This window comes from Thauera sp. (genome assembly GCF_047601425.1).
Taxonomy (GTDB): domain Bacteria; phylum Pseudomonadota; class Gammaproteobacteria; order Burkholderiales; family Rhodocyclaceae; genus Thauera.
This window is the reverse complement of the sequence record NZ_JASGJL010000002.1, coordinates 536,200-560,063: the sequence shown is the minus strand read 5'-3', so window position 1 is coordinate 560,063 and position 23,864 is coordinate 536,200. Positions and strand designations below refer to the sequence as shown.

The 23,864-nt window shown below is 68.2% G+C and carries 22 protein-coding genes and 1 riboswitch; of the genes, 10 read left to right on the top strand and 12 right to left on the bottom strand.

All coding sequences use genetic code 11. From position 1 onward, the window contains the following. Positions 1-14: 14 nt before the first annotated feature. Positions 15-989 carry a class I SAM-dependent methyltransferase gene (locus QM748_RS19125; RefSeq protein ID WP_415248573.1) on the bottom strand — a complete coding sequence of 325 codons (975 nt, stop codon included), beginning with the start codon at positions 987-989 and terminating at the stop codon, positions 15-17. 109 nt (positions 990-1,098) lie between these two features. Here QM748_RS19125 and QM748_RS19120 point away from each other — a divergent pair, with 109 nt between their 5' ends. The 4 genes from QM748_RS19120 to QM748_RS19105 all read left to right on the top strand — a co-directional run bounded on the left by QM748_RS19120 (position 1,099) and on the right by QM748_RS19105 (position 4,534). Next, positions 1,099-1,689, top strand: coding sequence for a PEP-CTERM sorting domain-containing protein (locus tag QM748_RS19120; protein WP_415248572.1), 591 nt, complete (start codon positions 1,099-1,101; stop codon positions 1,687-1,689). 312 nt (positions 1,690-2,001) lie between these two features. Continuing rightward, positions 2,002-3,126 carry an AI-2E family transporter gene (locus tag QM748_RS19115; RefSeq protein ID WP_415248571.1) on the top strand — a complete coding sequence of 375 codons (1,125 nt, stop codon included), beginning with the start codon at positions 2,002-2,004 and terminating at the stop codon, positions 3,124-3,126. Between the two features lie 59 nt (positions 3,127-3,185). Further along, positions 3,186-3,668 (top strand): YbaK/EbsC family protein, encoded by a 483-nt coding sequence (locus QM748_RS19110; RefSeq protein ID WP_415248570.1) that lies wholly within the window; start codon positions 3,186-3,188, stop codon positions 3,666-3,668. Next, positions 3,665-4,534 (top strand): class I SAM-dependent methyltransferase, encoded by an 870-nt coding sequence (locus tag QM748_RS19105; RefSeq protein WP_415248569.1) that lies wholly within the window; start codon positions 3,665-3,667, stop codon positions 4,532-4,534. The genes QM748_RS19110 and QM748_RS19105 overlap by 4 nt, the downstream gene beginning before the upstream one ends. Before the next feature lie 74 nt (positions 4,535-4,608). On the opposite strand, the gene QM748_RS19100 is transcribed toward QM748_RS19105, so the two are convergent. Both QM748_RS19100 and QM748_RS19095 read right to left on the bottom strand, forming a co-directional pair. Continuing rightward, positions 4,609-5,571, bottom strand: coding sequence for a D-2-hydroxyacid dehydrogenase (locus QM748_RS19100; RefSeq protein ID WP_415248568.1), 963 nt, complete (start codon positions 5,569-5,571; stop codon positions 4,609-4,611). Between the two features lie 98 nt (positions 5,572-5,669). Continuing rightward, positions 5,670-8,726, bottom strand: a complete 3,057-nt coding sequence (locus QM748_RS19095; protein ID WP_415248567.1) for an ATP-binding protein — start codon at positions 8,724-8,726, stop codon at positions 5,670-5,672. Positions 8,727-8,896: 170 nt separating this feature from the next. Here QM748_RS19095 and pdxH point away from each other — a divergent pair, with 170 nt between their 5' ends. Next, positions 8,897-9,544, top strand: a complete 648-nt coding sequence (gene pdxH / locus QM748_RS19090) for a pyridoxamine 5'-phosphate oxidase (RefSeq protein WP_415248566.1) — start codon at positions 8,897-8,899, stop codon at positions 9,542-9,544. Positions 9,545-9,628: 84 nt separating this feature from the next. On the opposite strand, the gene QM748_RS19085 is transcribed toward pdxH, so the two are convergent. Both QM748_RS19085 and QM748_RS19080 read right to left on the bottom strand, forming a co-directional pair. After that, entirely contained in the window at positions 9,629-10,042 is a 414-nt protein-coding gene (locus tag QM748_RS19085) for a DUF6691 family protein (protein WP_415248565.1), read from the bottom strand. 9 nt (positions 10,043-10,051) lie between these two features. Continuing rightward, a complete protein-coding gene (locus tag QM748_RS19080; RefSeq protein ID WP_415248564.1) occupies positions 10,052-10,486 on the bottom strand; it encodes a YeeE/YedE family protein in 435 nt (144 codons plus the stop codon). Between the two features lie 157 nt (positions 10,487-10,643). After that, positions 10,644-10,854, top strand: a riboswitch (cobalamin riboswitch). A 223-nt stretch (positions 10,855-11,077) separates the two neighbouring features. Here QM748_RS19080 and QM748_RS19075 point away from each other — a divergent pair. From QM748_RS19075 to QM748_RS19060, 4 genes are all read left to right on the top strand, one after another. Further along, positions 11,078-11,551 (top strand): GNAT family N-acetyltransferase, encoded by a 474-nt coding sequence (locus QM748_RS19075; RefSeq protein ID WP_415248563.1) that lies wholly within the window; start codon positions 11,078-11,080, stop codon positions 11,549-11,551. A 33-nt stretch (positions 11,552-11,584) separates the two neighbouring features. Next, entirely contained in the window at positions 11,585-14,437 is a 2,853-nt protein-coding gene (locus tag QM748_RS19070; RefSeq protein ID WP_415248562.1) for a ribonucleoside-diphosphate reductase subunit alpha, read from the top strand. Positions 14,438-14,598: 161 nt separating this feature from the next. Further along, entirely contained in the window at positions 14,599-15,717 is a 1,119-nt protein-coding gene (locus tag QM748_RS19065; protein WP_415248561.1) for a ribonucleotide-diphosphate reductase subunit beta, read from the top strand. 69 nt (positions 15,718-15,786) lie between these two features. After that, complete coding sequence (locus QM748_RS19060) at positions 15,787-16,800, top strand: zinc-dependent alcohol dehydrogenase family protein (protein ID WP_415248560.1); 1,014 nt, start codon at positions 15,787-15,789, stop codon at positions 16,798-16,800. 29 nt (positions 16,801-16,829) lie between these two features. Here QM748_RS19060 and QM748_RS19055 read toward each other — a convergent pair whose 3' ends face one another. Further along, a complete protein-coding gene (locus tag QM748_RS19055; RefSeq protein WP_415248559.1) occupies positions 16,830-17,978 on the bottom strand; it encodes a PLP-dependent aminotransferase family protein in 1,149 nt (382 codons plus the stop codon). 63 nt (positions 17,979-18,041) lie between these two features. Between QM748_RS19055 and QM748_RS19050 the strand changes: the two genes are divergently transcribed. Then, positions 18,042-18,479, top strand: a complete 438-nt coding sequence (locus QM748_RS19050) for a MarR family winged helix-turn-helix transcriptional regulator (RefSeq protein WP_415248558.1) — start codon at positions 18,042-18,044, stop codon at positions 18,477-18,479. A gap of 36 nt (positions 18,480-18,515) precedes the next feature. Here the strand turns inward: QM748_RS19050 and QM748_RS19045 are convergent, their stop codons facing one another. From QM748_RS19045 to QM748_RS19020, 6 genes are all read right to left on the bottom strand, one after another. Further along, the gene (locus QM748_RS19045) at positions 18,516-19,700 is read right to left on the bottom strand and encodes an MFS transporter (protein ID WP_415248557.1); all 1,185 of its coding nucleotides are present in this window, start codon (positions 19,698-19,700) and stop codon (positions 18,516-18,518) included. Positions 19,701-19,743: 43 nt separating this feature from the next. Then, the gene (locus tag QM748_RS19040; protein WP_415248556.1) at positions 19,744-20,232 is read right to left on the bottom strand and encodes a PaaI family thioesterase; all 489 of its coding nucleotides are present in this window, start codon (positions 20,230-20,232) and stop codon (positions 19,744-19,746) included. Beyond that, positions 20,216-20,602, bottom strand: coding sequence for a VOC family protein (locus tag QM748_RS19035; protein WP_415248555.1), 387 nt, complete (start codon positions 20,600-20,602; stop codon positions 20,216-20,218). The genes QM748_RS19040 and QM748_RS19035 overlap by 17 nt, the downstream gene beginning before the upstream one ends. Positions 20,603-20,731: 129 nt before the next feature. After that, positions 20,732-21,694, bottom strand: coding sequence for a TRAP transporter substrate-binding protein (locus tag QM748_RS19030; RefSeq protein WP_415248697.1), 963 nt, complete (start codon positions 21,692-21,694; stop codon positions 20,732-20,734). A 110-nt stretch (positions 21,695-21,804) separates the two neighbouring features. Next, positions 21,805-22,653, bottom strand: coding sequence for an HpcH/HpaI aldolase/citrate lyase family protein (locus QM748_RS19025; RefSeq protein WP_415248554.1), 849 nt, complete (start codon positions 22,651-22,653; stop codon positions 21,805-21,807). Beyond that, positions 22,653-23,858: a CaiB/BaiF CoA transferase family protein gene (locus QM748_RS19020; protein WP_415248553.1), complete on the bottom strand. Its 1,206-nt coding sequence runs from the start codon at positions 23,856-23,858 to the stop codon at positions 22,653-22,655. The genes QM748_RS19025 and QM748_RS19020 overlap by 1 nt, the downstream gene beginning before the upstream one ends. Between the last annotated feature and the right edge of the window lie 6 nt (positions 23,859-23,864).

Here is a 23,864-nt window from a genome sequence, read left to right as displayed (position 1 = left end):
TGTCTGAAACACCCTCACAATCTGCCCAAGCGCATCCGGATGGGCCAACGAACGTGCCGACGCAGCCCCGGGCTTCCCCACAGCTCGGCGAGATCGACGGAAAACGCGGTCAACAGATGTTCGCGCCCCGCCTCACGCGCCTTACGGACGGCAGACCACGTCGAGATGTAGCCAAGCAGTTCTTCCAGCTTCCAGGCTGCATGGATTTCCATCGGCGGCACGGCATGTTCGTCGAAAGGAAAAGGCAGATCGGCATAACCGCCATCCACCAGCTTGCGTTCGGCCGGCCAGAAGGGGCCGATTTCATCCGCGTAGAAGCGCCCGAAACGCGCGCTCAGCGTCTCATCCAGGCGGGGAGCCCCGTAGCTGAGCAAGGCCAGGACCGCGCCCGGAGCGGCGGCGCGGCGGACTTCGGCGTAGAAACGCGACAGGTCGAACCAGTGCGCCGCCTGCGCCACGGTGATCAGATCGGCGCCGCCGTCCGCAACCGGCAGGCACTCGGCGGCAGCGCAGACATAGCCGACCTGTGGATGCGGCACGGCACTGGCAAGCTGCGCCGCGCTCGGATCGAGGCCCAGCACCATGCCGAAATGCTCCCCGAGCAGCCCCGTCAGCTGCCCGCTGCCGCAGCCCACGTCAACTGCCAGCGCCCGGCCCGGAGCGAGGCCCGCCAGAAAGCGCGCGAGTTCCGGCGGGTATGTCGGCCTGAAACGCGCATAGGCTTCGCCGCCCTGTGAGAACCAGTTTCTCGGGCGTTTCGATTCGTTTTCCATCGGCGTTCCCACTCCGGCGTGGCAGCCAGCAACACAGACATTGTCAGGCTTCAGGCTCAAGGACAAATCCGGGCAGAACGACTTCCACGACTCGCAGCAGCATTGCGCCTGATGGCCGGACTCGATATCGCAAGCCGGAGTGTGCCAGACAGGGAGGCGGGCATGTCGGCGCGGCGCGCCTTGTCGGCATTCTTTACATATGCCTGCCGCCAGCACACACCTGCATGGCAAACATCTTGAAAATCAACAACAAATCACCCGAATATGTTATCGGCACCAAATATGCTTCATACGCTTGCCATCGCTGGGAGCGAGCTCGGCAGTGATGCGCACCACCACCAATGGCAGGGAGATGCTCATGTCCATAAGGAAATCCTTCGCGGCGGGCGTGCTGGCCTTGTGCGTTTCGGGCACCGCTTTTGCAGGCCTGATCGGAAAGACCTTCGGCATTGCATACCATCATCCGGACATCGGCACGATCTATCCGGACGTCAGCTTTTCATCATCGACGTTCACGGTCGGCTCCGGCGTCGAAACCGTCGGCGATGTGGAAGGAGTGACGTCCCTGCTCGTGGACCTTGCGGATTCCGGGCTCACCGTGACCTTCGAAACCGTGCTGTCGAACCCGACATGGAACAGCACGCCATTCAATGGAATCATCCTGACCTCGGCAGACCTGCTCGATCTGACCACCCCGATCATGGTGGATGGCAGCTTGAGCGGATTCGACGCGAGCAGGGTGAGCATCGACGGAAACAGGATTCTGCTGAACTGGAGCGGCTTGAGCTACGTGAACGGAAGCATGCTGTCGCTCAGGTTCGGCAATGCCCCGAACCCGGTGCCGGAACCGAACCCGCTGGCCCTGCTCGGCCTCGGATTCGCGCTGGCCATCTGGAGCAGACGAGCCCGGGGTTGAACGGCCGCCCATAGCCACCTACGCCGAAGCGCTTGCCTCGGCGGCCATCGCCCCATTCCGGCTCTTTCCAGGGTATCGGGCCGGCCAGCCGCCGCGCGACAAGCACATCGGTCCGTCGGCTCGCCAAGCGATTCCCGCTTTTCCGCCCGCTGCTTCAAACGTCCCACTCCCCCGCTCCTTGCACACCGCAGCGCGTTCCCGTTCCGGAACACACATGCCGCTCCGAATGTCGGACAATCCGCCCGTATGACGATGGCGCCTGCCGTCGACGACGGCAGATGACCGCATCGCCATACCTCCGGAACCCCCGCCATGATCGACCAGGTCGCCGAGAAAATCGTCCGCCGCATCATCCTCGGCCTGCTGCTCGGCGCACTGCTGGTACTCGGCTATGCAGTGCTGCAGCCTTTCATCGTGCCGGTTGCATGGGCGGTCATCATTGCCTACGCGACCTGGCCGCTCCATCGCCGGCTGCAGCAGCGCATGCCCCATCATCCGGGCGTGGCCGCGCTGTTGATGAGCCTGCTGCTGAGCGCCGCGGTGATATTGCCGGCGCTGTGGCTGGGCAGCCTGTTGCGCAACGAGCTCGGCCTGGCGATCGCCGCCATCACCACCGAAATCCGCCACGGTACGCTCGCCCTGCCCGAGTTCGTCCGCAACCTGCCGTGGATCGGCGACGATCTTCAGCAGATGCTCGATGAGCTGACGCATGACCCCGAAGTCTTCCGCGCCCAGTTGACCGACTGGGTGCGCCAGGGTGCCGACCTGATCGTGGCGCTGATCGGCGACGTAGGCCGCAACGCGGCCAAGCTCGGCTTCGCGCTGATCACCGTGTTCTTCCTCTATCGCGACGGCGAGCGCCTGCTGCAGCAGGTGCATCAGGTACTGCAGCGCTTCCTCGGCGCGCGGGTGGACGACTACCTGGCGGCGGTGGGGTCGATGACGAAAGCCGTGGTCTGGGGCCTGGTCGCCACCGCGCTGGCGCAAGGTTTCGTCGCCGGCCTGGGCTACTGGTGGGCAGGAATATCAGCGCCGGTGCTGCTCGGCGCGGTCACCGCGCTGATTGCGATGATTCCCTTCGGCACGCCCTTCGCGTGGGGCTCGATCGGCGCCTGGCTGCTGATCAGCGGCGAGACCGCCGCCGGCATCGGCCTGCTGCTGTGGGGCGTGCTGGTAGTCAGCTGGGTCGACAACCTGGTGCGACCGCTGGTGATCAGCAACGCCACCCGCATTCCCTTCGTGCTGGTGATGTTCGGCGTGCTCGGCGGCCTGGCCGCCTTCGGCCTCGTCGGCCTGTTCCTGGGGCCGGTGGTGCTGGCGGTGCTGATGGCGGTGTGGCGCGAATGGATCGAGGATTCCGACCTGGGCAGTCGCAGCAAACAGCCGGATGCGCAAGCACGGCATGCGGCCGACGGCGAGCGGACGAGCAAGGACTGAAACACGCGGCGTTTCGCCTTATCCTTGCACGCTTTCGCCAATCACCCCGTGCGCCTCACATGAAACCCGCCCAGCACCCCACCGCCCTCCGCACCCAGCAATACCTCGCCGATGCCGGCGTGACGACGCAGGTCGTCGAATTCGAGCAGCCCACCCGCAGCAGCGCCGAAGCCGCCGCGGCCATCGGCTGCAGCGTGGCCGAGATCGCCAAGTCGGTGGTGTTCCGCGGCAAGGAAAGCGGCCAGGCGGTCGTCGTCGTCGCCAGCGGCGACAACCGCGTCAGCGAAGCCAAGGTCGCCGCGCTAGTCGGTGAGAAGATCGGCCGCGCCGACGCCGACTTCGTGCGCGAGGCCACCGGCTACGCCATCGGCGGCGTCTCGCCGGTCGGCCATGCCAAACCCGTGAAGCTGCTGCTGGACACCGAGCTGCAGCGCTTCACCCGGCTGTGGGCGGCAGCCGGCACGCCGTTCTCGGTGTTCCCGCTGACGCCGGCACAGTTGCAGACGCTGACCGCCGCAGAATGGAGCGACATCCGCCAATGAGCGCCCAGCATCCCGAAATCCGCCCGGAACAGTCGATCGAGCTGCTCAAGCAGCTCCACATCCTGACCCGCGACGGCAAGCTGAACCAGGACAGCCGGCGCAAGCTCAAGCAGGTCTATCACCTGTACCAGTTCATCGAGCCGCTGCTGGCCGAGGCGCTGGCGGCACGGCCCGACATCCAGCTCGTCGACCATGGCGCGGGCAAGTCCTACCTCGGCTTCATCCTGTACGACCTGTTCTTCAAGCAGCACGCGCCGGCCGGCCGCATCCACGGCATCGAGACCCGCGACGAACTGGTCATGAGTTCGCGCCGGCTGGCCGACAAGCTGGGTTTTTCCGGCGGCATGCGCTTCCACAACCTGAGCGTGGCCGAATCGATCGGCTCGGACCGCCTGCCCGGCCGGATCGACGTCGTCACCGCGCTGCACGCCTGCAACACCGCCACCGACGACGCGATCCGCTTCGCGCTGGAGAAGCAGGCGCGCTTCATCGTGCTGGTGCCCTGCTGCCAGGCGGAAGTCGCCGCCGTGCTGCGCAAGAACAAGCAGCAGGCGCTGCGGAACCCGCTCGCGGAACTCTGGCGCCACCCCATCCACACGCGCGAGTTCGGCAGCCACGCCACCAACGTGCTGCGCTGCCTGCAGCTCGAATCGCACGGCTACCAGCTCAGCGTCACCGAACTGGTGGGCTGGGAGCACTCGATGAAGAACGAGCTGATCATCGCCAGCTACAGGGATTTGCCGCGCCGCCGCGCCGCCGAACGCCTGCGCACGATGCTGCAGACGCTGGGACTGGAAGAGCTGGAAGGGCGCTTCTTTGCCGGCGACACGGCCGAGGACCACGACGCTCCCGACGGCGAACGCTGAAAACCCGGCCTCACGCCTGCCTGCGCGGACCGGCTTTCGGCAGCCCCTGCGCGAGGCGGGGACACCGCAAGCCGTCAGACGGCCTGCACCAGATTGCTCGGCCTGCCGGCGACGAAATTCTCGATGTTGTCGATCAACTGGTCGGCCAGCGTCTGCTGCGACTCGTCCGACGCCCAGGCCACGTGCGGAGTCAGGATCACGTTGGGGCGGCCGGCGATGCGCATCATCGGGCTGTTCGCCGCCGGCGGCTCGCCGTCGGCGACGTCGAAGCCCGCGCCGCTGATCAGGCCTTCGTCCAGCGCCTGCACCAGCGCATGCTCGTCCACCAGGCCGCCGCGCGCGGTGTTGATCAGCAGCGGCTTGCGCTGCATCGCGCGGAACTCCGCCAGCCCGATCATGCCGCGCGTCGCCGGTGTCAGCGGGCAGTGCAGCGTGATGATGTCGCTGCTCGCCAGCATGTCCTCCCACGGCGTGTACAGCCTGCCGTAGCCCGGCTTGCCCTTGTGCGCGGCGAACAGCGGCTGCATGCCGAAGGCGCGCGCGATGGCGGCGACGCGCTGGCCCAGGTCGCCTTCGCCGATGATGCCCAGCCGGGCGCCGCTGAGATCGCGGACCGGATGGTTGAAGAAGCAGAACTGGCCGGACTTCTGCCATTCCCCCGCCAGCACGTCGTCGCGGTAGGCGACGAGGCTGCGCCGCAGCGCCAGCAACAACGCGAAGGTATGCTCGGGCACCGAATTCACCGAATAGCCGCGGATGTTGGCCACCGCGATGCCGAGGCGCCGGCAGGCGGCCTTGTCGACCTGGTCGGTGCCGGTCGCCGCCACCGCGACCATGCGCAGCGAGGGCAGCTGCTCGAGCACCTCGCCGGGCAGCGGCACCTTGTTGGTGATCGCGATCGTCGCCCCGTTCAGGCGCCCGGCCAGTTCGGCGGGCGCCGTGCGCGCATATTCGACGTAGTCATGGGCGAAGCCGGGGCTGCGCACGCGGATCTGCGGCGCCAGCGTGTCGCGGTCGAGAAAGACGATCTTTTCCATGGTCGGCTCCTGCGGGAGGTGGGTCGGGGACAGGTCATTATCCGCGAGTCGCCCCGCGGATGCGTGCTGGCCGCGCTTCCGGCGGCCGGCACGCGGGTTCAGCGCCAGGGTGCGATGGCCTCGACCAGCGCCTCGATGCGCTGCCCCAGCGCGGCCAGCCGCGCATCGACGTCGGCTTCACCCTGCCCGATCGCCTTCTCCAGCGCACCCGCTTCCTCCATCAGCTCCATCGCGCAGATGAAGCCGGCATTGCTGCGCAGCGTGTGCATGCGGCGGGCGGCGGCCTCGCGCTCGCCCGCGGCCAGCTCGCGGCGCGCCTGCGCCGCGGCGTCGGCGTTGTCCTCGATGAAGAATTCGAGCAGGCCGATGAACATCGCCCTGTCCCGCCCCAGGCGCTGCGCGGCGCGCTCGTGATCGATACCGGGAATCGCGGGGAAGGCGTCCGCGCTCGCCCCCACCTCCGCTCCTCCTGCCGTCTCAGCCGCCGCCATCGTGTCCCCTGGCGGCAGCTGCATGCCGGCTGGCGATTGGGCCGTACTCGCCTGGACCCGCTCCGGGCCGATCCAGCGAGCCAGCAATACCGCCATCTCGTCCAGATCCATCGGTTTGGCCAGCACGTCGTTGGCGCCGGCGCCGTGCGCCGCCGCCTGCTGGGCATCGTTGACGCCGGCGGTGAAGGCGATCAGCGGCAGATCGGTCAGGCCCAGCTCATCGCGGATCGCCCGCATCGCGCTGAGGCCGTCCATCACCGGCATCTGCACGTCCATCAGCACCGCATCGAAAGCGTCGGGCCGGGTCTTCAGCAGCTGCAGCGCCTGCTGGCCGTCGGCGGCGAGCGTCGCCGTGGCACCTTCCAGCGCCAGCGCACGCTCGACCAGGTCGCGGTTCATCGCACTGTCGTCCACCACCAGCACATGCGCCCCTTGCAGCCGCGGCCCGGCAGGCGCTGCCGGCCGCGTCTCGGCCACTGCCGGCGACTCGCCTTCGGCCGCCCGCTGCAGCGGCAGCTCGAACCAGAAAGTGCTGCCGATGCCGGGCTGGCTATCGACGCCGATCGTGCCGCCCATCAGTTCGACCAGGCGCTTGCAGATCGACAGCCCCAGGCCGGTGCCGCCGAAGCGCCGGCCGATGCCGGCATCGGCCTGGCTGAAGGGAGCGAACAGCCGCCCGATCGCCTCGGCGGCGATGCCGATGCCGGTATCGCGCACCTCGAAGCGCAGGCGCAGGCTTTCCGCATCCGCTTCGAGCACATTCACCTTCAGCGCGACTTCGCCGCGCTCGGTGAACTTGATCGCATTGCCGACCAGGTTGAACAGCACCTGCTCCAGCCGCAGGCCGTCGCCCCGCAGCGGCCCGGGCGGCGGCGATGGCATCTGCACCCGCAGCGCCAATCCCTTGCGGTGCGCTTCCAGGCCCATCAGGCTGTCCAGGTTCGCCAGCAGCGCCGCGAGGTCGAAGGCACATGGCTCGATGCGCAACTGGCCGGCCTCGATCTTCGACAGGTCGAGCACGTCGTTGAGAATGGTGAGCAGCGACTGTCCGGCGCTGCGGATCCGCCCCACCATGTCGCGCTGACTGTCGGTCAGCGAATCGCGCGCCAGCACCTGGGCAAGACCGAGCACCGCGTTCATCGGCGTGCGGATCTCGTGGCTCATGTGCGCAAGGAATTCGCTCTTGGCCGCATTGGCCGCCGCGGCCTCGTCCGCCAGCTGGCGGTGACGGGCCTCGCTGACGCGCAGCCGCTCTTCCATCTCCACCCGCACGGTGATGTCCTCGACCATGCCGAGATGGCGCGGCGCCTGCTCGGTTTCGACCTGCACCGGGGCGAAGCTCAGGCTCACCCACACCACCGAGCCGTCGGGCCGCAGGTAGCGCTTGACCAGGCTGTAGCCGGCAATCTCGCCGGCGGTCAGGCGGGCGAGCTGCGTCGTGCTCTGCTCGATGTCGTCCGGATGCGTGAGCGCAATCGGACTGACACCGGCCAGTTCCGCCGGGCTGCGGCCGACGATGTCGGCAAAGCGCTGGTTCGCCTCGGTGATGCGGCCGCTCCTCGAGTCGAGCAGCACCACGCCCAGCGGCGCCTGCTCGAACACCACCCTGAAGCGCGCCTCGGCGGCACGCTGTGCGCGCAAGGCTGCCAGTTCCTGTCGTTGCAGGCCGCGCCGCCACAACAGGTAAGCCGACGAATACACCAGCAGCAGGCCCAGGGCCGTCATCAGCGAGGTGGCCCAAGTCATGGTGCGGATGCCGGCATAGGCCTCGCGCTCGTCGATTTCGGCCAGCATCAGCCAGGGTGTGCCACCGACGGCGGCGGCATAGGCCAGTACCGGCACCCCGCGGTAGTCACGTCCACCCTCGAGGATGCCGGACTCACCCCTCGCCGCTCTCACCGCCGGCACGCCGGCATCGCCCAGGGGCAAGGTCAGCACCAGCGCAGCATCCTTCCGGTGGCGCAGCGGCGTCAGGAAACGCACGCCGCCGCCATCCCGGCGCACCAGATAGGTCTCGGCCGTGCGGGTCGGCACCGGCCAGGTTTCGACCATCGGAAACAGCGTCTCGTCGGCGCGCCAGGTCAGGTAGGCCACCCCGCGCGGCGCCGCGCCAGGCCGGCCGACCGGCGCCAGTACGCCGTAACGCGCCTCGCCCTGCGCATTGAGGTAGAAGTCGACCAGCACCACGCGCGGTGTGTGCAACACGTCGCGGATGGCCTCGGCATGCGCCCGGCTGTCGGCATCGCCGACCGCAAAAGCCTGCTCGCCAGCGGCATCGATCAGCGCCACGCCTGCCCAGCCGCGCGCAACGACCGCCTCCTGCATCAGCTCCCGCATGCGCGCCAGCGCCTCGCCGTCCTGGCGCCCGCCATCCAGCCAGCGGCCGAACAGGGTTTCGAGCTGCGAATGGCCGGAGAAATAAAGCCCGGCATCGATCTGCGCCTTGTGCAGCCGGTCTTCGATGTGCTGGCGCTTCTGTTCGGCGATGACGGCCAGCGTGCGGTGCGTCTCGCGCCGGATTTCGTCGCCCAGGTAACGATAGCCCACGGCCCCGATGGCGCCGATCAACAGGGACAAGGCCAACAAGGGCAACACGAAACGCAGCCACTGGCGGCGCGCACCGCGGGCAATGGCGGGCGTAGGGTCGGCGGTAGCAAGGCTCATGTCGGCGAGTACCCGCGCGGCCAGCGTGGCCGGAAGGTACCTGTTTTGTCTGCAAAGGGAGCGATTATCCAGCATTCAGGCGGGAAAACAGCCACCACGACGTACAATCCGGGCATTCCGACGGCCCCACCGGCGCCGTCCGGCTTCATCGATACGCCCTGGAATCGAGCATGAGCAAGCACATCCCCCTGTCCGATCTGCGCAAGAGCTACGAGCAGGGCGCGCTGGACGAACATGAACTGCCCGGCGAGCCGCTGCGGCAATTCGAGAGCTGGCTGTCGGCAGCGCTCGCACACGGCGTTCCCGAGCCGAATGCGATGACGGTGGCCACCGTCGGCGAGGACGGCCGCCCGTCAACGCGGATCGTGCTGATCAAGGACTACGACGCGCACGGCATCGTCTGGTACACCAACTACCTGAGCCGCAAGGGCCGCGAACTCGAGGCCCGCCCGTTTGCCGCGCTGCAGTTCCACTGGGTGGAGATGGAGCGCGTGGTGCGCATTGAAGGCCGCGTGGAAAAGGTCGCGGACGAGGAGTCCGACCGCTACTTTGCCAGCCGCCCGCTCGGCAGCCGCATCGGCGCCTGGGCCTCGCCGCAGAGCCAGGTCATCGACGGGCGCGGGACGATCGTGTCGAAAGCCGCCGAATACGGCCTCAAGTTCGGCCTCAATCCGCCCCGCCCGCCGCACTGGGGCGGCTACCGCCTGGTGCCGGACTACTGGGAGTTCTGGCAGGGCCGCGCATCGCGCCTGCACGACCGCATCGCCTACCGCCTGCAGGACGACGGCAGCTGGTTGAAGCAGCGGCTGGCACCCTGACGGCAGACCGGTCTGAAGGGGGGGGGGGCCGAGGCACCCCATCCTGTGACACACGACGCGCCCCATGCGAGGCGCACGCAGGGATCAACTCCGGCGCTGGACCAGCGAGAACAACGCCATGCCGGCGACCATCGCCAGCACGAAAACCACGCCCTTGGGCGCGCCCGCGCCCAGCAGCGTCAGCGCCGGCCCCGGGCAGATGCCGGCCAGCCCCCAGCCGATGCCGAACAGCGCGCTGCCGAGCACCAGCGGACGGTCGATGCTCCGGTTCGTGGGAATCTGCATCGGCTCGCCGAGCACCGACAGCTTTCGCTTGCGCGCCAGCGCGAAGCCCACCAGCCCCACGCCCACCGCACCGCCCATCACCAGCGCCAGCGAAGGATCCCAGGCGCCGGCCAGATCGAGGAAACCCAGCACCTTGGCCGGGTTGCTCATGCCGGCGACGATCAGGGCGATGCCCGTCAACAGGCCGACCACCAAGGCAACGATCGTTTTCATGTGCGCGCCTCAGCCCAGCAGGTGACGGACGACGTACACCGTGGCAAAGCCGGTCGCCATGAAGCTCAGCGTCGCCACCAGCGAGCGCGGCGACAGCCGCGACAGACCGCAGACGCCATGGCCGCTGGTGCAGCCCGAACCATGACGCGAGCCGAAGCCGACCAGCAGGCCGGCAACCACCAGCGTCGCCCAGTCGGCCTCGATGCTGATCTCGGGTAGCGCGGCGAACGTCTGGTACAGCAGCGGCGCAGCCACGATGCCGAGCACGAAGGCCAGCCGCCAGGCCTTGTCGCCCGCCGCGCCGTGTTGCAGCAGGCCGCCGACGACACCGCTGATGCCGGCGATGCGGCCGTTGAGAACCAGCAGCAGCACCGCGGCGAAGCCGAGCAGCACGCCGCCGGCGAGCGCCGTGCCCGGAGTGAAATTTGCCCAATCGATAGTCATGAGTCGGAAATCGTCCAGCTTGAAACGGGTTGGAAATGCACCCGCCGGCGCAAAGCCAGGCGGGCATTGGGGATACAAATATATTAGTAAATACTGATCATCTCAAGCGAGCCCGTCAGGCCCGCATCCGCCTTGCCCCCGCGACGGCGAAGACAGATAATCCGGCCTCGCTCATGGTTGCCTGCCGGTATCGGCAGGTATGAAAAGGGAATCCGGTGCCGCGCCCCTGCGCGCGAATTCCGGAGCTGCCCCCGCAGCTGTAATCGGCGAGTCCTGCGCCCCCACATGCCACTGGATGAATTCCGGGAAGGCTGGCGCAAGACGAGGACCCGAGAGCCAGAAGACCTGCCATGCGCATCCACTTCAACAGTTTGGGGCGGGGTGTCCCTGACAAGAGGCATGGCTCATACCATTTCGCTTGCTCGCTTTCCTGACGGACCGGCAACACCGCGCGGCACAGCCGTGCGGCCGGCGCTCGCCTCCGTCTGCCAGCGATCCGCCCCGCCGATACCGGATCGCCACCATGCCAGACATCACCCTCCCGGCGCAGCGGCAGCCAGCGCCAGCTTCCTCCTGCACGAGAACATCGACATGGCGCCGCTGACCCGCTTCGGCCCTGCCGACATTCCGCGCGTCCTCGCCCACCTGCTCTCGCTGGACGCCGATGACCGCATGCTGCGCTTCGGCTACGGCATCCGCGACGACGGCATCGCCAGCTACGTCACCCGCCTCGACTTCATTCGGGATCACCTGCACGGCCTTTGCTCAGCCAGCGGCGAAATCATCGCCCTGGCCCATGTCGGCATACGCGGCGGCGAGACCGATTTCGGCCTCAGCGTCACCCTTGCGCATCGCGGCCGCGGGCTGGGGCACAGGCTGTTCGGCCACGTCATCGAACTGGCGAAGTCGTCGGGCGCCACCTGCGTCGTCTGCCACAGCATCAGCCCCGCCGTGCACCACATGGCAATCCTCCATGGCTTTTGCCGCCCCGGCGGCAGGCTCGCCGCGCCACTGACCCTGCAGCTTTCCGCCAGCATCGCAGCCCCCGCCGGCGCCGAGACCTGAACACCCCCATTCCCCCTTCAGACAGGACATCCCATGGACCGACATCCCGACTCCCTCCATCGCATCGACCCGCAACTGGCCGCTTTCGAAGTCATCCGCCGCAACGGTGCGGTCGTCGCCTTCGACCCGGGCAAGATCTCCGTCGCCATGAGCAAGGCCTTCCTCGCCGTCGAAGGCCGCCAGGGCGCGGACTCCTCGCGCGTGCGCGATCTGGTCGCCCGCCTGACCGAAGCCGTGGTCGGCGCGCTGACCCGCCGCCTGCCCGACGGCGGCATGCTGCACATCGAGGACATCCAGGACCAGGTCGAACTGGCGCTGATGCGCTCGGGCGAACACGACGTCGCCCGCGCCTACGTGCTCTACCGCGAACGCCGCGCCGCCGAACGCGCCGCACAGAAGGCCGCCGGCATGGACGCCGCAGGCGACGCGCCGGTGCTGCACGTCGTCGATGGCGAGCAGCGCCGTCCGCTCGACCGCGCCGCGCTGCTGGCGACCTGCCGCGAAGCCTGCGAAGGGCTGGCCGACGTGTCCGCCGACACCGTGCTCGAACATGCGCTGCACAACCTCTACGACGGCGTGCCGGTCGCCGCCGTGCGCCAGTCGCTGGTGCTGGCCGCGCGCACGCTGATCGAGCGCGAGCCCGACTACACCCACGTCGCCGCGCGTCTGCTGCTGTCGGCGGTGCGCGTCGAGGTGCTGGGCCACGAAGCCTCGCAGGCCGACATGGCCGCCCCTTCAGGCGGCTACGTCGGTTATTTCCCGCAAGCAATCCAGCTCGGCATCGATGCCGAGCTGCTCGACCCGCGGCTGGCCGACTTCGACCTGGCCCGCCTGGCGGCGGCACTGAAGCCCGAGCGCGACCTGCAGTTCGACTACCTCGGCCTGCAGACGCTGTACGACCGCTACTTCCTGCACGTGGAAGGCCGCCGCATCGAACTGCCGCAGACCTTCTTCATGCGCGTGGCGATGGGCCTGGCGCTGAACGAGATCGACCGCGAAGCGCGCGCGATCGAGTTCTACCTGCTGCTGTCCTCCTTCGACTTCATGAGCAGCACGCCGACGCTGTTCAACAGCGGCACCCGCCATTCGCAGCTGTCGTCGTGCTACCTGACCACGGTCGCCGACAGCCTGGAAGGCATCTACCAGTCGATCAAGGAAAACGCCATGCTGCAGAAGTTCGCCGGCGGCCTGGGCAACGACTGGACGCCGGTGCGCGCGCTGGGCAGCCGCATCAAGGGCACCAACGGCCAGAGCCAGGGCGTGATCCCCTTCCTGAAGGTCGTCAATGACACCGCGGTGGCGGTCAACCAGGGCGGCAAGCGCAAGGGCGCGGTGTGCGCCTATCTGGAAACCTGGCACCTCGACATCGAGGAATTCCTCGAACTGCGCAAGAACACCGGCGACGAACGCCGCCGCACCCACGACATGAACACCGCCAACTGGATCCCGGACCTGTTCATGAAGCGCGTGCTCGACAACGCCGAATGGACGCTGTTCTCGCCTGCCGACGTACCCGAGCTGCACGACCTGTACGGCGAGGAATTCGAGGCCGCCTACGTCGCCGCCGAGGCGCGCGCGGCGTCGGGCGAAATCCGCCTGAGCAAGAAGCTGCCGGCGGTGCAGCTGTGGCGCAAGATGCTGACCATGCTGTTCGAGACCGGCCATCCCTGGATCACGTTCAAGGACGCCTGCAACCTGCGCTCGCCGCAGCAGCACGTCGGCGTGGTGCACAGCTCCAACCTCTGCACCGAGATCACGCTGAACACCTCGGACGACGAGACCGCGGTGTGCAACCTCGGCTCGGTCAACCTGCCGGCCCACCTGGCGCGCAACGCCGAAGGTGAATGGCAGCTCGATAGCGACAAGCTGCAGCGCACCGTGCGCACCGCGATGCGCCTGCTCGACAACGTCGTCGACCTCAACTACTACGCCACGCCCAAGGCGCGCGCCGCCAATATGCGCCACCGTCCGGTGGGCATGGGCATCATGGGTTTCGCCGACGCACTGCACGTGATGGGGCTGGCCTACGCCTCCGACGCCGCAGTCGAATTCGCCGACCGCTCGATGGAGCAGGTCTGCCATGCCGCCTACTGGGCCTCGACCGAACTGGCCGAGGAACGCGGCCGCTATTCCAGCTTCCGCGGCAGCCTGTGGGATCGCGGCATCCTGCCGCAGGACAGCCTCGCCCTGCTCGCCGAAGCGCGCGGCCGCGCCAGCGAAGGCGGCGCGCTGCTCGAAGTGGACCGCTCGTCCTCGCTCGACTGGACGCCGCTGCGCGAGCGCATCGCCCGCTACGGCATGCGCAACTCCAACTGCGTCGCCATCGCGCCGACCGCCACCATCTCCAACATCGTCGGCGTGTCGGCCTCGATCGAGCCGGACTACCAGAACCTGTACGTCAAATCCAACCTGTCGGGCGAGTTCACCGTGGTCAACGCCCACCTGGTGCGCGAGTTGAAGGCGCTCGGCCTGTGGGACCCGGTGATGGCGTCCGACCTGAAGTATTTCGACGGCTCGCTGGCGCCGATCGAGCGCATCCCGGCCGACATCAAGACGCGCTACGCCACCGCCTTCGAGATCGAGCCGCAGTGGCTGGTCGAAGCCGTCTCGCGCCGCCAGAAGTGGATCGACCAGGCGCAGTCGCTGAACCTCTACGTCGCCGGCGCCTCCGGCCGCAAGCTCGACGAACTCTACCGCCTGGCCTGGCAACGCGGCCTCAAGACCACCTACTACCTGCGCACCCTGGGCGCCACCGCGATGGAGAAGACCGGCGCCGGCGCCAGCACCGCCGCGGCCCAGCCGGAAGCCGTGCCGGTCGCCAGCTACGGCAGCGCCGCGCCCAAGGCCTGCTCCATCCTCGATCCCGACTGCGAGGCCTGCCAATAATGAGCGCGTTCAACTTCAACGACTGGGACACGCCCGCTCCGTGCACGCCGTCGTCCGTGCCCACGCCGGCAGGCGCGGCGGCGGCTGCCGCACCGACTGCGACAGGTAGCGCATCGACGGCTGCCACAGCAATGGCTGCCACAGCAATGGCTGCCACAGCGATGGCTGCCACAGCGACGGTCGCGCCGCGCCCCGGCCTGGATGCGGACGCCGCGCGCAACCCCGCGATGCTCGCGCCCGAGGCGCGGCCGGGCGCACTGGCGCCGGTGCGCGTCTCCGACAAGCGCATCGTCAACGGCCAGGGTGACATCAACCAGCTCGCGCCCTTCAAGTATCCGTGGGCCTGGGAGTTCTTCCTCAACGCCAACAAGAACCACTGGACACCGCTGGAAATCTCGATGGCACAGGACGTCCATGACTACCACCACCGCCTGGCGCCGGCCGAGCGCCACGTGTTCGAGAACGTGCTGTCCTACCTGACGACCTCGGACATCCTGGCGATGCGCAACATCGGCCTGGCGGTGATGGAGAAGATGACCGCGCCCGAGCTGCAGATCTACCAGGCCCGCCAGGTCTATGAGGAAGCCCTGCACACCTGGACCTACCAGCACTGCATCGAAAGCCTCGGCCTCGACCAGCAGGAAATCTACAACCGCTACCGCGTCGTGCCCGAAATCCACGGCAAGATCGCGCTCGCCAACCGCCGCCTGGAGCGGGTGATGCGCGCCGATAGTGGGCCTGGCGGGGCCTTCGACCTCCGCAACCGCGACAACCTGCACGAGTTCGCCCTCTCCTACCTGTTCTTCGCCGCGATCTTCGAGGGCTGCTGGTTCTACAACGGCTTCTCGCCGATCTTCGCGCTGCAGCGGCGCGGGCTGATGAAGGGCACGGCCGAGCAGCTGCAGTACATCATGCGCGACGAAGTGCTGCACTGCGCCTTCGGCATCCGCGCCGTGCGCACGCTGATCGCCGAGGAAGAGCTGGAACTCGACCCGCAGGCAGTCTCGCTGCTGTGGCAGGAAGCCGAAGCGGCCGAAGCCGCCTATTCCGGCTACCTGCTGCGCGAACCGATGCTGGGCTACTCCGCCGCCCAGCACATGGGCCAGTTCCGCTACATCGCCAACCGCCGCGCCCGCCAGCTCGGCCTCGCCGAGCCCTTCCCCGGCGCCGAGAACGTGCTGCCCTGGCTGGACGAGCAGGCCAACCTGCGCAAGGAGAAGAACTTTTTCGAGACCCGCGTCACCGAATACCAGACCGGCGGCGCGCTGGCCTGGGAGTGAAACACGGGCGGCGCACGGCCATGCTCTGCTGCTAAGCTTGCCTTCTTACTTCACGCTTGCGAGGAAGACATGAAGGCAATCACGCTCAAGGCCCCCGGCGGCCTGGCCAACATCGCCGCGGCCGAGGTCGCCGATCCGGGCCGGCCCGGCAAGGGCGAAATCCGCGTCGCGATCAAGGCCGGCTCGCTGAACTACCACGACCTGCTCGTCGCCTGCGCCGCCGTGCCCACCGAGGACGGCCGCATCCTGCTGTCGGACGGCGCCGGCACCGTGGAAGAGGTCGGCGAGGGCGTGACGGAATTCAGGCCCGGCGACGCCGTGGTATCGACCTTCTTCCCTATCTGGCCTGCCGGGCCGGCGACGCCGCAGGTGGGCGGCTTCATGCACACCCCTGGCGACGGCATCCAGGGCATGGCCTGCGAGCACGTCGTGCGCCCTGCCAGCGCCTTCACCCGCGCGCCGCGCGGCTGGACGCACCGCGAAGCCGCGACCATCACCACTTCAGGCCTCACCGCGTGGCGGGCGCTGGTCGTCAACGGCGGGCTGAAGGCCGGCGACACCGTGCTCGTGCAGGGTACCGGCGGCGTCTCGATCGCCGCGCTGCAGCTCGCCAAGGCGATGGGCGCGCGCGTGATCGCCACCTCGTCGTCCGACGAGAAGCTGTCGAAAGTGGCCGCGCTCGGCGCCGACCTGACGATCAACTACCGGCGCGAGCCGGAATGGGGCAGGAAGGCGCTGGAGCTCACCGGCGGCTTCGGCGTCGATCACGTCATCGAAGTCGGCGGCCCGGCGACGCTGGCGCAGTCCCTCACCGCGCTCAAGGTCGGCGGCCACGTCGCCATGATCGGCCTGCTGTCCGGCATCGATGCGAATCTGCCGATCCTGCTGGCGCTCGCCAAGCACGCCCGGATCGAAGGCCTGATCGTCGGCAGCCGGCAGGACCAGCAGGACTTCGTCCGCGCGCTCGAGCTGATGGAAGCGCGGCCGGTCATCGACCAGGTGTTTTCATACACGGACCTCGCCACAGCTTTCGCCCACCAACAGAGCGGGCAGCATTTCGGCAAGATCGGCGTGGAGTGGTAAACAGCTCCGGCCGGGGCTGGGCCGACTGCTCACCCCTGCCGGAACAGCTCCGCCAGCCGGGCCAGACCGGTTTCCATCTCCTCTTCGCAGGCCAGGCTGAAGTTCAGCCGCAGGGTGCCGATGCCCTCGTCGCCGCCGGCATGGAAGTTCTCACCGGGCATGAAGATGACGCTGCGGCTGATCGCTTCCGCCAGCAGCGTGCGCGTATCGACCGGTCGGCGCAGTTGCAGCCAGAAGAACAGGCCGCCGGGCGGAAGCTGCCAGTCGGCCAGCCCGCTGAAATGGCGGCGCAGCGCGGCGTCGAAGAGATCGCGCTTGCTGCGGTAGCCGTCGCGCAAGGCCTCCAGGCGTTCGCCGCGCGTCGGTGCCGCCAGTTGCTCGCCGACGAGCCATTGACTGATGCGGTTGCTGTGCAGGTCCGCGGCCTGCTTCAGGCGCACCAGCCAGGGCATCAGCTCGCGCGATGCCGCCAGATAGCCGAGGCGCAGGCCGGGCGCGAGGCTCTTGGAAAACGAACCCTGGTAGATCCACGGCGCCTTCTCCAGCATGCTGCACACGGGCGTGCGCTCGCAGGCGTCGTAGGCCAGGTCGCGGTAGGGATCGTCCTCGAACAGCGGAATCCCGGCTTCGTCGCAGGCGCTGGCCAGCGCCTGACGCTCGGCCCGGCTGTAGCAGTGGCCGGACGGATTCTGGAAGGTCGGGATCGCATAGGCGAAAGCAGGCTTCTCCGCGCCCGCGGCGATGGCCTCGGGCCGGGCAGCGGAAAAGGAGCGGAATCCGGCCCCGAAGAAGCGGAAGACCTGCAGCGCCGCGAGATAGGTCGGCGACTCGACCGCCACCATCGTGCCTTCGTCGATGAAGAGCTTGGCGGCCAGATCCAGCCCCTGCTGCGAACCGGACACGATCAGGACCTGCTCCGTGGCGCAATCGAGGCCAAGCGCACGCAGCTCGCCCGCGACCTGCTCGCGCAGGAAGCCGTCGCCCTCGCTCGCGCCGTACTGCAGGCAGCCGGACGGCGCGGCACCGGGCGTCAGGGTCGGAAAGCTGTCCGCGGCCGGCAGGCCGCCGGCAAAGGAGATCATGCCCGGCCTGTCGATGACGGCGAGCATTTCACGGATCGGCGAAGCGTGCAGATCGGCGACACGGCGGGAGTAGCGCGGCGAGGAAGCGAGGTTCATGGCAAATTACGTCAATTTAGTTGACCTATGGACAGCCTAAGCAGGGCTGACTAACATGTCAACATGGTTGACCTAAAAAACCCGGAACTGCTCGAACCCATCGAGCTGTTCTACTTCGCCTACCGCGCCTTCACCTCGCACCCGGACCGCATCCTCGCCGAGCGCGGGCTTGGGCGCGTGCATCACCGCCTGCTCTATTTCGTCGGCCGCAATCCGGGCATCGCGGTGAATGCCTTGCGCGAAACCCTGGGCGTTTCCAAGCAGGCGATGAACACGCCCTTGCGCCAACTGATCGAGATGGGCTTGATCGACGCTTCGACGGCCGCCCACGACCGTCGCGTCAAGCAGTTGAGCCTGAGCGCCGATGGCGCCGAGCTGGAACGGCAGCTGACGGAAACGCAGCTGAAGCTGCTGGCCGACGTGTTCGCCGCCAACGACGAAAAAACCGCAGAAGGATGGCGCGCGGTGATGCGCGCCCTGAGTACCCGCATGCGGAACTGAATCCCCGGGCCAGGCCCGGAAAAAAAGCGGCCGCCGTTACCGGCCGCCCTTCCCCTTCAGTTCGGCATACAGCAGCACCGCCCCGACCAGCAGGATCACCCCGCCGATCCCCGCATAACCCGCCGCGAACGAGCCGGTGATACCAACCAGCGCGGCGAATGCGGGCGGGCCGAGCACGACGCCGAAATAGGTGAAGAACAGCGTGCCGCCAGTCAGCATGCCGGCCTGGCCCGGCGGCGAAAGCTGGGCGACACGGGCCAGGTAGACGCCGTTCCAGCCGATCGCGGTGGCGCCGAACACCATGCTGACGACGATGACGACGAGAAGCGGCCAGTCCGGCCCGAACATCGCGGTGATCAAGGACGCCAGCGCCATCGCGAACGCGAGCAGGCACAGCACCAGGTTCGGCGCCTTCCAGCGGTCGGCGGCATAACCCCACAGCAGGCGCCCGCCTGCGCCGGCGAACTGCGACAGCGACAGCACGAAGCCGGCGGTGACCAGCGAGGCGCCGTATTCCGCGGTCAGATAGGTCACCAGGTAAGTGGTCAGGCACAACTGCATCGCACTGAGGAAGAAAGTGCAGAACGCCAGGTTGCGGATGTCGCGATGGGCGAAGACCTCGGCCAGCGGACGCATCACGCCGCCGAGCGAGACCTTGCGCCGGGGATCGCGGTCGGCATCGAAGCCGGTGCGCACCACCTGGGCGATCAGCGCCATGAGGGCGCAGGCAGCCCCCACCGCAAGCGCGGCGCCCTGCCAGCCCCACAGCAGCACCAGCGGCGGCACGGCCAGGCCGGCCAGCGCACCGCCCAGCGGAACGCCGGTCTGCTTCACCGAGAACAGGAATCCCATGCGGTGCGCCGGCGTGGTACGGGCGAGGATGTGGGAGCTCGACGGCGTGATCGGCCCGTAGCCGGAGCCGATCAGCAGCGCGCTGACGATCATCGACCACACCGTGCCGCCGGCGGCGAAGGCCAGGCCGGCGCCGGACAGCAGCAGGCAGGCCTGGCTGACGCGGATCGCGCCGTAGCGGCCGACGAGCGCGCCGCTCGCCAGCGAGGACAGCATCGCGCCGACATAGACCAGGGCGATGAACACGCCGACCAGCGCGCCCGGCAGGCCGGTGGTGCGCGCGGCTTCCGGCGCCAGCACCGGCACGGTCAGCGCCGCCATGGTGGCGAGGATCTGGATCGCCAGCGTGATGCTCAGCGAGACGAACATCGTCAGTCCCCTGCCGAGCACCCGGCCGGGCGGCCGCTGACCGTCATTCGATGGACTCCGGCGGGTTCATGCCGCCCTGCGGCGGTTTGCGGTACCTGAAGGTGCCGACGCCCTTGGCGACGATGTGCCCTTCGGCATCGCGTATCTCGGCTTCGCAGAAGCAGGTGGAGCGCCCGCCGCCGATGGCGCGGCCCTCGACCAGCAGGCGGCCGCTGCCCGGGCGCAGGAAGCTGGTGGTGACGCCGATCGACACCACCGACAGGCGGAAGCCCTGGCGCGCCATCGCCGCCCGCGCCATCGTGGTGTCGAGCAGGGCCATCAGCACGCCGCCGTGGACCTTGCCGTGCATGTTGGTCAGTTCCGGCCGCGCATCGAGCGCGACCCGCGCCCAACCCGGCCCGACGCCGTCATCGACGGCGCCGAGCAGGTCGAGGAAGGGATTGCGGAAGCTGGGCGGCGCCAGCAGCGGCTCGGCCCCGGTCTCGGCGGCCGCAGCGCCCTCGATCCGTGCCTGCTCAGGCGGACTGGACATTGGCCACCTCGATGAGATTGCCGTCCGGATCGCGGCAGTACACGGACCGGATCGGCCCGGTCGCACCGGTGCGCGGCACCGGCCCCTCCTCGATCGCCACTCCGCAGGCTTGCAGATGGGCGATCACCTCGTCCAGCGGTTCGGAAGTCAGGAAGCACAGATCCGCCGAACCCGCCTGCGGCGTGCGCGCATGGGGCCGGATCGGCGCAGCCGCGGGATGCAGGTTGATCTTCTGGCTGCCGAACGCGAGCGCGCGCCGGCCCTCGCCGAAGGTGACGGCCTCCATGCCCAGCACACTGACGTAGAAGGCGATCGTGGTGTCGATGTCCGCCACGGTGAGGACCAGATGGTCCAGTGCATCGATCTTCATCGAAAAATCTCCTGGAGCTTGCGCAGGCCTCATTGTGGCGCCATGGCCGGCACCTTGCCCACGGCTCCGCCCCGTCCAGGACTGCGGCGGGGCGGAACGGCCTGGTCAGGCCAAGCCGGGCTCAGCCGGTCAGAGCTTGTCCGGATCGAATCCGGTGGCTTCGTAGATCGCCTGGATGGTGTCTGCGCCGACACGCGACGCCATCTTCTTGTGCACCGGCACCAGCGCCTTGATGAAGGCCTTGCGCTCGGCCTCGCTCAGGACATGGACTTCCGTCTTGCCCGACGCCCGGATGGCTTCCAGCATCTGCTCGTTCTCTTCCTTGGCGATCTTGTTGGCATAGTCGGTGGCCTCGGCCATTGCCTTCTCGAGCTGGCTGCGCACGTCCGCAGGCAGACCGTCCCAGAATTTCTTGTTGGTGATCGCCGCATAGCCGATGTAGCCGTGGTCGGACACCGTCATGTGCTTCTGCACCTCGTGGAACTTCTGGGTGAAGTAGTTCGAGAACGTATTCTCCGTGCCATCGACGACACCGGTCTGCAGCGCCTGATAGACCTCGGAGAAGGCCATCGCCTGCGGCAGCGCCCTCACTTCGCGCATCTGCTCCTCCAGCACCTTGGAGGACTGGATGCGCAGCTTCTTGCCGCGCAGATCCTCCGGCTTGCGGATCGGGCTGTTCGCGCTCAAGGCCTTGAAACCGTTGTCCCAGTACGCCAGGCCCTTGATCCCGCGCGGCTCCAGCAAGCCGAGCATCTGCTGGCCCACCGGGCCCTTGGTCACCTTGTGCAGAGCCCCGTAGCCATCGAAGATGTAGGGCAGGTCGAAGACCTCGAACTCACGCACCCCCAGCGGGCCGAACTTCGACAGCGAGGGCGCCAGCATCTGCACCGCGCCGAGCTGCAGCGCTTCCAGTTCTTCCTTGTCCTTGTACAGCGTGCTGTTCGGATACACCTCGACCTTGACCGCGCCATTGGTGTATTTCTCGGCCAGCTCCTTGAACTTGTCGGCGCCCTTGCCCTTGGGGGTGTCCTGCGCCGTGACGTGGCTGAACTTGATGACGATCGGGTCCGCGGCGACGGCCAGCGTCGACATGGGTGCCAGCGCCAGCGCCAGGGCGGTGCCGATCAGGGTACGGCGAAGTTGGGAAATTTTGCTCATGGTCTCCTCCTGCTTGTTGTAAAAACGACTGCAAACACTGGACATCAAAGGCCGAAGCTGGCGGCCACGGCCAGGACACGCTCGGCGCGGGCGATGACGGGGGCGTCGATCATCCGCCCCTCGACCACCGCGGCACCGCCACCCGCGGCCGCCGCGGCCTGCCGCACCGCGCGCGCCCACTGGATTTCACTGTCCGACGGGGTGAAGGCGGATGCCGCTCCCTGCACCTGGTTGGGATGGATCAGCAACTGGCCGCCGAAACCGTGGCGGCGGGCGCGCCGGGCATAGCGCAGCAAGGCCTCGGCGTCGCCGATCACGGTGAATACGCCATCGACCGGCGCCGGCAGTCCGGCACGCTGGCTGGCGAGCACAAGCATCGCGCGCCAGGGCAGGAAGACGAGCTCCTCGGGATCGGACTCGTCCGGCACCAGGTCCAGTTCGACGGCGAGATCGAGCTTGCCGAACACCAGGCGGGCACAGCCTCCGGCGCCGGCGATCTCGCGCAGCGCATCGAGGCCGAGCGCGGTCTCGATGATCGCCAGCACCGGCTTGCCGCTGCCGGCGTGGGCATGCCGCATCTGCGCCGCGCTGTCGGCCTTGGGCAGCATCAGACCGGCCACGCCGGCATGGCGGCAGGCCTGCAGGTCGTCCTCATGCCAGGCGGTGCCGGCGGCGTTGATGCGCACCACCACCGCGGCATCCGGGTTGGCATCGAGCCAGGCCAGCAGCGCCTGGCGCGCAGCCGGCTTGTCGGCGGGCGCGACGGCGTCCTCCAGGTCGACGATGACGACGTCGGTGCCGGTGGCGAAAGCCTTGGCGATGCGCTCGGGGCGGCTGGCCGGCACGAACAGGAGCGTCCGCGCCCGCGCCAGATCGGGATTGTTGCGGCTCATCACACCACCTTTCTTGCGTGCAGGTCGGCGACACGGCCGCCATAACCGAGCTCGGCGAGGATCGCATCGGTATGGGCGCCGAGCGCCGGCACCGGGTCCATGCGCGCCGGATACTCGCCGCCCATGCCCGGCGGCTGCAGCGCGGGCAGCGGGCCGACCGGCGAATCCACCGTGGTCCAGCGCTTGCGCGCCTGGAGCTGGGGATGGGCCCAGATGTCGCTCATGCTGTTGACGTTGGCATTGGCGATGCCTGCTTCGTCGAGCCGGGCCAGCACCTCTTCGGCGCTGAGGCTGGCAAAGCTCTGTTCGATCAGGCTCCGCAGCGCATCGCGGTTGGCCACGCGCTGCGCATTGCTGGCGAAGCGCGCGTCGGCCGCGACGGCCGGATCCTTCAGCACCTTGTCGCAGAACACGGCCCATTCGCGCTCGTTCTGCAGGCCGAGCATCACGGTACGGCCGTCTCCCGAGCGGAACGGGCCATAGGGGTAGATCGTGGCGTGCGCCGCGCCGCAGCGCCTGGGCGGCTCCTGGCCCTTGTAGGCGTAGTACAGCGGGAAGCCCATCCACTCGACCATGGAGTCGATCATCGCGATCTCGATGCGGCGGCCGCGGCCGGTCCTGCCGCGCTGGATCAGGGCGCCGAGGATGTTGGTGTAGGCATACATGCCGGCGGAGATGTCGGCGATCGAGATGCCGGCCTTGGCCTGCTCCTCGGGCGAGCCGGTGACGGACAGGAAGCCGGACTCGCTCTGGATCAGCAGGTCGTAGGCCTTCTTCTCGGTGTAGGGGCCGCCGTCGCCATAGCCGGAGATGTCGCAGACGATGAGGCCGGGGTTCTGCGGCGCCAGCGCCTCGTAGGACAGGCCTAGGCGCGCGGCCGCGCCCGGCGCGAGGTTCTGCACCAGCACGTCGGCCTTGGCCAGCAGCTTGTGCAGGATCTCCTGCGCCTCGGGCTGCTTGACGTCCAGGGTCAGGCTTTCCTTGGAGCGGTTGGCCCAGACGAAATAGGAAGCCTCGCCATCGACGCGATGGTCGTAGGCGCGGGCGAAGTCGCCGACGCCGGGACGCTCGACCTTGATCACGCGGGCGCCGAGGTCGGCCAGGTGGCGGGTGGCGAAAGGCGCGGCGACGGCGTGCTCGAGCGAGACGACGGTCACGCCTTCGAGCGGCAGCGAGCCCGCTTGCGGCTTGTGGATATCGGTCATGGTCGG

Coding starts and splice junctions, on each gene's coding strand:
- QM748_RS19120 (WP_415248572.1), top strand. CDS start 1,099: ATGCGCACCACCACCAATGGCAGGGAGATGCTCATGTCCATAAGGAAA.
- QM748_RS19115 (WP_415248571.1), top strand. CDS start 2,002: ATGATCGACCAGGTCGCCGAGAAAATCGTCCGCCGCATCATCCTCGGC.
- QM748_RS19110 (WP_415248570.1), top strand. CDS start 3,186: ATGAAACCCGCCCAGCACCCCACCGCCCTCCGCACCCAGCAATACCTC.
- QM748_RS19105 (WP_415248569.1), top strand. CDS start 3,665: ATGAGCGCCCAGCATCCCGAAATCCGCCCGGAACAGTCGATCGAGCTG.
- QM748_RS19100 (WP_415248568.1), bottom strand. CDS start 5,571: ATGGAAAAGATCGTCTTTCTCGACCGCGACACGCTGGCGCCGCAGATC.
- QM748_RS19095 (WP_415248567.1), bottom strand. CDS start 8,726: ATGAGCCTTGCTACCGCCGACCCTACGCCCGCCATTGCCCGCGGTGCG.
- pdxH (WP_415248566.1), top strand. CDS start 8,897: ATGAGCAAGCACATCCCCCTGTCCGATCTGCGCAAGAGCTACGAGCAG.
- QM748_RS19085 (WP_415248565.1), bottom strand. CDS start 10,042: ATGAAAACGATCGTTGCCTTGGTGGTCGGCCTGTTGACGGGCATCGCC.
- QM748_RS19080 (WP_415248564.1), bottom strand. CDS start 10,486: ATGACTATCGATTGGGCAAATTTCACTCCGGGCACGGCGCTCGCCGGC.
- QM748_RS19075 (WP_415248563.1), top strand. CDS start 11,078: ATGGCGCCGCTGACCCGCTTCGGCCCTGCCGACATTCCGCGCGTCCTC.
- QM748_RS19070 (WP_415248562.1), top strand. CDS start 11,585: ATGGACCGACATCCCGACTCCCTCCATCGCATCGACCCGCAACTGGCC.
- QM748_RS19065 (WP_415248561.1), top strand. CDS start 14,599: ATGGCTGCCACAGCGACGGTCGCGCCGCGCCCCGGCCTGGATGCGGAC.
- QM748_RS19060 (WP_415248560.1), top strand. CDS start 15,787: ATGAAGGCAATCACGCTCAAGGCCCCCGGCGGCCTGGCCAACATCGCC.
- QM748_RS19055 (WP_415248559.1), bottom strand. CDS start 17,978: ATGAACCTCGCTTCCTCGCCGCGCTACTCCCGCCGTGTCGCCGATCTG.
- QM748_RS19050 (WP_415248558.1), top strand. CDS start 18,042: ATGGTTGACCTAAAAAACCCGGAACTGCTCGAACCCATCGAGCTGTTC.
- QM748_RS19045 (WP_415248557.1), bottom strand. CDS start 19,700: ATGTTCGTCTCGCTGAGCATCACGCTGGCGATCCAGATCCTCGCCACC.
- QM748_RS19040 (WP_415248556.1), bottom strand. CDS start 20,232: ATGTCCAGTCCGCCTGAGCAGGCACGGATCGAGGGCGCTGCGGCCGCC.
- QM748_RS19035 (WP_415248555.1), bottom strand. CDS start 20,602: ATGAAGATCGATGCACTGGACCATCTGGTCCTCACCGTGGCGGACATC.
- QM748_RS19030 (WP_415248697.1), bottom strand. CDS start 21,694: ATGTCGACGCTGGCCGTCGCCGCGGACCCGATCGTCATCAAGTTCAGC.
- QM748_RS19025 (WP_415248554.1), bottom strand. CDS start 22,653: ATGAGCCGCAACAATCCCGATCTGGCGCGGGCGCGGACGCTCCTGTTC.
- QM748_RS19020 (WP_415248553.1), bottom strand. CDS start 23,858: ATGACCGATATCCACAAGCCGCAAGCGGGCTCGCTGCCGCTCGAAGGC.